Raw genomic sequence first — 5,328 nt, 5'->3', positions numbered from 1 at the left:
TTACCTCCACATTCTTTTTTATTTTGAATGTCCGCAAAATCCGTCCTACATCTGACGGGCGCCATGGTACGTCCAAATGATGCAAGGCAACCAGACGGTCCTGCACATTGGTTCCGGCTCCCATCTTCTGCGTGGAACCAATCAAAAAACGAACCTGTCCGCTTCTTACCTTGCCAAACAGCTCCGTCTTTCTTAATTCCGTATTCGCTTCATGAATAAAGGCAATCTCTTCTTCCGGTACACCCCGGTTCATGAGCTTTCGTTTAATGTCATGGTAGACATCGTCAAACGCCTCTGCTTCTACTATCTTTTCTCCATCGGCTGCAGTCGTTTTTCCAACGATCTTCGGTGTCGAAAGGTCACAAAAGATAAGCTGTGCGGATTTGTCTGCCTTTGTCCTGTCCCATATTTCATACGCCTTTTGCACAAGAGCGTTTACTTTGGAATGTTCTTCATCCGGCAGTAGCGGATTGATCAGTCTCTGATCCAGCGCCAGCTTCCTTCCATCATTTGTAATCTTTAACATGTTATCTTCATGCGGTTCCACTCTCCGGTCACGGACTGCTTCCGCCCGCTCCGCTAACGATGCGACCATCTCCTTTTGATGTTCGCTCGGCTGTAACACCACATTTTCATACTCTGCTTTCGGAATGGGTAGATTTAACATATCCGGTGTCTGAATATCCGCACATTCCTTAAACAGGGCGATTAACTCCGGCAGATTGTAAAACTTGGCAAATCTCGTCTTTGCACGGTATCCGGTTCCCTCGGGGTCGAGTTTGTCAAGATACTTTTTGTGGATTTTCTAAATTAAACGATTTGTCCGTAAAAAAGCCGCCCAAAACCTCGTGCTTGCAGATGTCCTGAAACACCGTATTCAAAGGCTTTTTGGCACTTTCGGACTGCTTTACATTTACGATGAATGTTGTCTTTCCAATTCGCTGTGAATAAGAATATTTCTGTTCTTTCATATAGTCAGTTCCTCTCTTTCATAAAATTTGATTGCTGGGCATTCACATTAGAGCACCCAGTAACCGCAGATTTTCAATATATCAAGAAGTCATTAAGTCGTGAGTATAATGGAAATGGTTATCTTTCCATACCACGCTTGTTTCTTCGAGCCTTGATACGCTCCTGTCGTTCTTTTTCCCTTGCTTCTTTTTCGGCTCGTTCCTGTGCTTCCTTAAAAGAAAAAAGTTGCTTCACTTTTTCGGTAAAAAGTTTAGCAACTTCGGGGAAATGCTCCAACGCTTCAAGAAAAGGTCTGCACTTTTCTTTCAGTTCGTTGTATTTGGTTTTCATTCTTTCCAATGCGTTTGCACTGTCCATATACTTCTGTCGGTAAAAATTTGCACTCTGCTCAAATTTTTTGATTTCCGCACGACTGGTAATGCCCTCTTTGGCAAGGGCAGTCAGTTGAGAATAATCCTCTTTAGAGATTGCCATTTTACCTGTGATTGTTTTCTGTCCCATATTGTCAATCTCGTTTAAGGTTTTGGAAATATGACGGGCAGGCTCATACTTGACCTGCTCTTTTTGAATACGCTTCTGCAACCTCTCCAATCGCTCTTTGTCCTGCTTAATTTGATATTGCAGGGAAGTTAAATGCTCTGCTGTACTTCCGTATTCGCCACGCTGAAAGCCTTTGAAGCCTTGCTCCGTCATATGGTTAAACAATTCATCTTGCAGAATACTGTATGAAGCTCGGAACATCGGTTTTCCGTTCTTTCTGAGAAGCGGATTGCCTTTTTCGTCGGTCAGCGGAATATCCGATTTCCATTTCTTTGAATGGCTGATTTGATGAACAACTTCCTTAACCGTTCCTCGCAGTTTTTCATCTTTGCAACGCTTGCTCCATAGGATTTCTTTTTCGACCACAGGCAACACCATAGCGTGCAGATGATAATGGTAAACCTCTTTTCCGAGTTCCTCAGTAGCAGCCACATTGATTTCGTCAGCGTGCATTACAGCCGATATGATATTGTCAGCGCCGAATTTTTCTTCAATGAAATGGAACGCTTCTTCATAAAACTGCTTTGCGTATTCGTAGCCACCGTTACGCTCAAAGTACATTGTGTTCACATCAATCACAATCTCGTTAAAGAGTGTAGCATCTTTTCTCAACCCACGGAGCGACACCAGCCCGTCGGTTTCCATCTGCTTTAATTGTTCCATATAGGTCGGGGCAAAAGGCTTTTTGAAATGCACATTATAGGGTATGCGTTCCTCAATCACATTCATATTTTCATAGGTTTCATTCTTGCGTTCGTTGTGCCTTTCTGCCTTGCTCACATCAGAAGCGGTGTACTGTTTTACCCTTGCACAACTCATATCCGCCTTGTCGGTTTTTGCCATTTTTCTCTCCTTTCTCGGCAGGGGCGAAGCCATTACACAACATTCTTTGAATGTGTGTAACCCACTATGACACTTTCAGACTTCGTCTGCAAAGATGTCGTGGGCAAGGGAGTTCCCCCTTGACCTCCTTTTGATACCTCAATCATAAAAACAGACTGTCCTGCCATCAGACAGCCTGCTTTTATTCTCTCGGTATATCGCCCATCGGCAAAGACCAGTACCACAGAAAGCCTTGTTTTCGGGAGATAACTCCTGCTTTCTTCTTTGCCTTTTTGATGGTCGATTTCTTGAACCCTGCGGCTTCAAGTCTTTCTTCGCAATCCGAAGAAAGCATTTCTCCGTCTTTCAGCATTTCTAAAAGAAATTCTTTCGCCTTGATTTCCTTGTCGTTCGGTCTGCCCATTTTAGGGGCAAGGGACTGGAACGCTTCTTCTGCTGTCATTTCCATTTCAGAAATAAAGTCCACTCCCTTTTCTGCAACCTCAAAAAGAATTGCAGAGCCTGTCGGGGCAAGGTTGGATTTCACTTGAACCATATATCTTGCCGCTGGTGCTTCTTTGTTCGGTGTGCGTGTGATTGCAAGAATACTTCTTGCAGCACCCGCAATATCAATCGAACCGTTGGTACGATAAAGAGGGTTGGTATCTCTCATCTTGTTCATATGAGCGATAATCACGATGGCACAGCCTGTATTTTTTGCAACTGCAATCAAGTGATTAAACTCTGCTCTTGTTTCGTTGGCATTGTTCATTGAACAGTTCTCTCCGATATAGGAACTCATCGGGTCAAGAATTAAAAGTTTTGCGTGATACTTTTCGATTGCTTCAGCAATACGGTTATCTCCAAAGGATAAAGACTTTTCATCTTCCTTGATGAAGATAAGATTTTCTCCATTCCCACCGGCTGAATTAAATCGGGGTACTACCGTATCGTCTGCGTCATCTTCCGTTGTCTGATAGATGATAGTCATAGGCTCGTTTTCTTCCGTTTCGGTAAAGGGCAGAGGTTCGCCCTTTGAGAGCAGGGCGGCAATGGAAAGCATTAGCTTGCTTTTTCCATCGCCAGGATCGCCCTGCAACAGCGTAACCTTGCCAAACGGAATATACGGATACCACAGCCATTTCACTTCTTTCGGCTCGATTTCGCTTGCCTTGACAACTTCAAGAGGTACGCTGACAGTCATTTCATTTTCAATCATTTTTCTTTGTTCTCCTTTTCGATAAATATTTCGGGCAAAGCACCACGATACAGCGGAAACTCTGCTTACAGTCATTCCTGCATTTTCTGCAAAGTTCGTTGTAGGTAATGCGATTTCTTTCATTCAGAAACAATGCCCACTCTTGTTTCCGTTTCTTGCTCATTCTCGGCATAGCAATCAATCCTCCTTTCCTGCCGAAAACATAAAAACCACAGGGAAGATACATTCAGCCTTGTTTGTGTCATTTCCCGGGGCGAAAAACAGGGTAAATATCCCTTTCTAAGCCTTTGAAAAAATCACACAAGGTATTTGTACTAACCTGTGGTTATGTATTGAATTGTGGGTTTTGGGTAACAAAAAACACCGTATTGCTACGATGTTTTTTGTTGTTCATATTCTATTTTGATACTGATAAACTGGAATTTATAGTCCTCTCAAAACCAATTTGCTTTTTCTTCTCGAAATACGGGAATATCACTATCTCGATATGGATTGTAATTATGAAGATTGCAACCAAACTCTTTTAATGATTTTATTTTGTTATCCTGTGTCCATACAATTAAAGATATTCCGTCAAATTCTTCAACATTTCCATTATTCATTTTGCTTTTAAAATACCACTCCACGATTGTTTGATTTCCTTGATGAAAAAATTGCTTAATCTCCCAGACAAGAACACTTCCGCGTGTATTCCATTCGTCAAACCAGTGCTTTACCGTTTTGCGGTTTTCATATTTAGGACTCCAACTCTCAGTATATACAACATCATCTGTAAAAATATTGTCAATTCCTAAATCTGCTTTCTTAATCCACATATCAAACCATAATCGGATAATTTTTTCTCTCTCGTTCATAAAGCACCTCCACAACTTCAGATTTGTCGCTCACAAGCAAAAGCATTATACCACATCTTTACGAATTTTTCTACCACTTCGACTATACTCACAACTTAATGACTTCTTGAATACTTGCCGAAAAAGAAAAACTGCCATCGACTGACAGCAGTTTTCTTTCGGTTGGTACTCCGTTAGGAATACACAATGTCATTCAATACAATCTCGTCTGCACAGGCTCGAATGTTATTCATCTTTCCAACCCAGCGGAGCATATCCCTTGCTTTCAGTTCTTCTGTTACACCTTGCTTTCTTGCCATTTCCTTTATCAGATACTCTGCCATATCACGAGCCGACGTATCAATTTCAGCAAGGTGTTCATATAACTTTCCGCTTGTCAGCAGAGTGTAATATAAAACTCGCTTGTGTTCTCTCAAATAGCGTTTCCTTAACCGCCCGTATTTTGAAAGGGGAGAACTTTCCTCTACTATCAGGCAGGGATAATAGTAATCTCCGATGAGTTCGTATCGGATACCTGTTCTTTCGTCTGTAATAAATCTTTGCATAGTTCTTTCTCCTTTTGCTTCTTGTAGTAAAACTCCAAGGTTTTCTTATTGTGGTTTACCTTTGTACATTCCGCTGAACAGAATTTCTGCTGACTGTGTGTAGGCCAGTAGGTACTGCCACACACAGCACATACACGCTGACGATAATAATGATTGCCTTTTTCCGCTTCTCTGTCGGCTTTCGTCTTATCCTGCCTTGCCTGATAGCAACAATCCTTTGAGCAGAAAATCTGTCGGTTGCTTGTAGGGATAAATTCTTTCTGACAATGCGGACACACTTTTGTTTTGACGATTTCGCCACCGTTTTCAGCAAGTTTTTTCGCCTTTCGCTTCTCTCGATAGGCTTTTTCACGCTGACGCTGTTTCTCCAATCGCT

At 42.1% G+C, this 5,328-nt stretch carries 6 protein-coding genes and 2 pseudogenes; all 8 read right to left on the bottom strand.

What is annotated here, in order from left to right:
- A pseudogene (locus ACLU24_RS14265) lies at positions 1–781 on the bottom strand (DNA methylase); the annotation flags it as partial.
- 1 nt (position 782) lies between these two features.
- A complete protein-coding gene (locus ACLU24_RS14260; RefSeq protein WP_055228440.1) occupies positions 783–971 on the bottom strand; it encodes a transposase in 189 nt (62 codons plus the stop codon).
- 118 nt (positions 972–1,089) lie between these two features.
- Positions 1,090–2,355: a plasmid recombination protein gene (locus ACLU24_RS14255; RefSeq protein ID WP_412613311.1), complete on the bottom strand. Its 1,266-nt coding sequence runs from the start codon at positions 2,353–2,355 to the stop codon at positions 1,090–1,092.
- A 181-nt stretch (positions 2,356–2,536) separates the two neighbouring features.
- Positions 2,537–3,538 carry an AAA family ATPase gene (locus ACLU24_RS14250; RefSeq protein ID WP_475495314.1) on the bottom strand — a complete coding sequence of 334 codons (1,002 nt, stop codon included), beginning with the start codon at positions 3,536–3,538 and terminating at the stop codon, positions 2,537–2,539.
- Between the two features lie 7 nt (positions 3,539–3,545).
- Positions 3,546–3,725: a hypothetical protein gene (locus ACLU24_RS14245; protein WP_119210138.1), complete on the bottom strand. Its 180-nt coding sequence runs from the start codon at positions 3,723–3,725 to the stop codon at positions 3,546–3,548.
- A 262-nt stretch (positions 3,726–3,987) separates the two neighbouring features.
- A complete protein-coding gene (locus tag ACLU24_RS14240; protein WP_003864537.1) occupies positions 3,988–4,407 on the bottom strand; it encodes a nuclear transport factor 2 family protein in 420 nt (139 codons plus the stop codon).
- 173 nt (positions 4,408–4,580) lie between these two features.
- Positions 4,581–4,952, bottom strand: coding sequence for a TnpV protein (locus ACLU24_RS14235; RefSeq protein WP_055147787.1), 372 nt, complete (start codon positions 4,950–4,952; stop codon positions 4,581–4,583).
- A pseudogene (locus ACLU24_RS14230) lies at positions 4,877–5,328 on the bottom strand (recombinase family protein); the annotation flags it as partial. The pseudogene ACLU24_RS14230 and the gene ACLU24_RS14235, both read right to left, overlap by 76 nt.

Origin of the sequence: Pseudoruminococcus sp. (genome assembly GCF_047012705.1) — a bacterium.
In the GTDB taxonomy this organism is placed as follows: Bacteria; Bacillota; Clostridia; order Oscillospirales; family Acutalibacteraceae; genus Pseudoruminococcus.
This window is presented reverse-complemented; position numbering and strand designations above follow the sequence as displayed.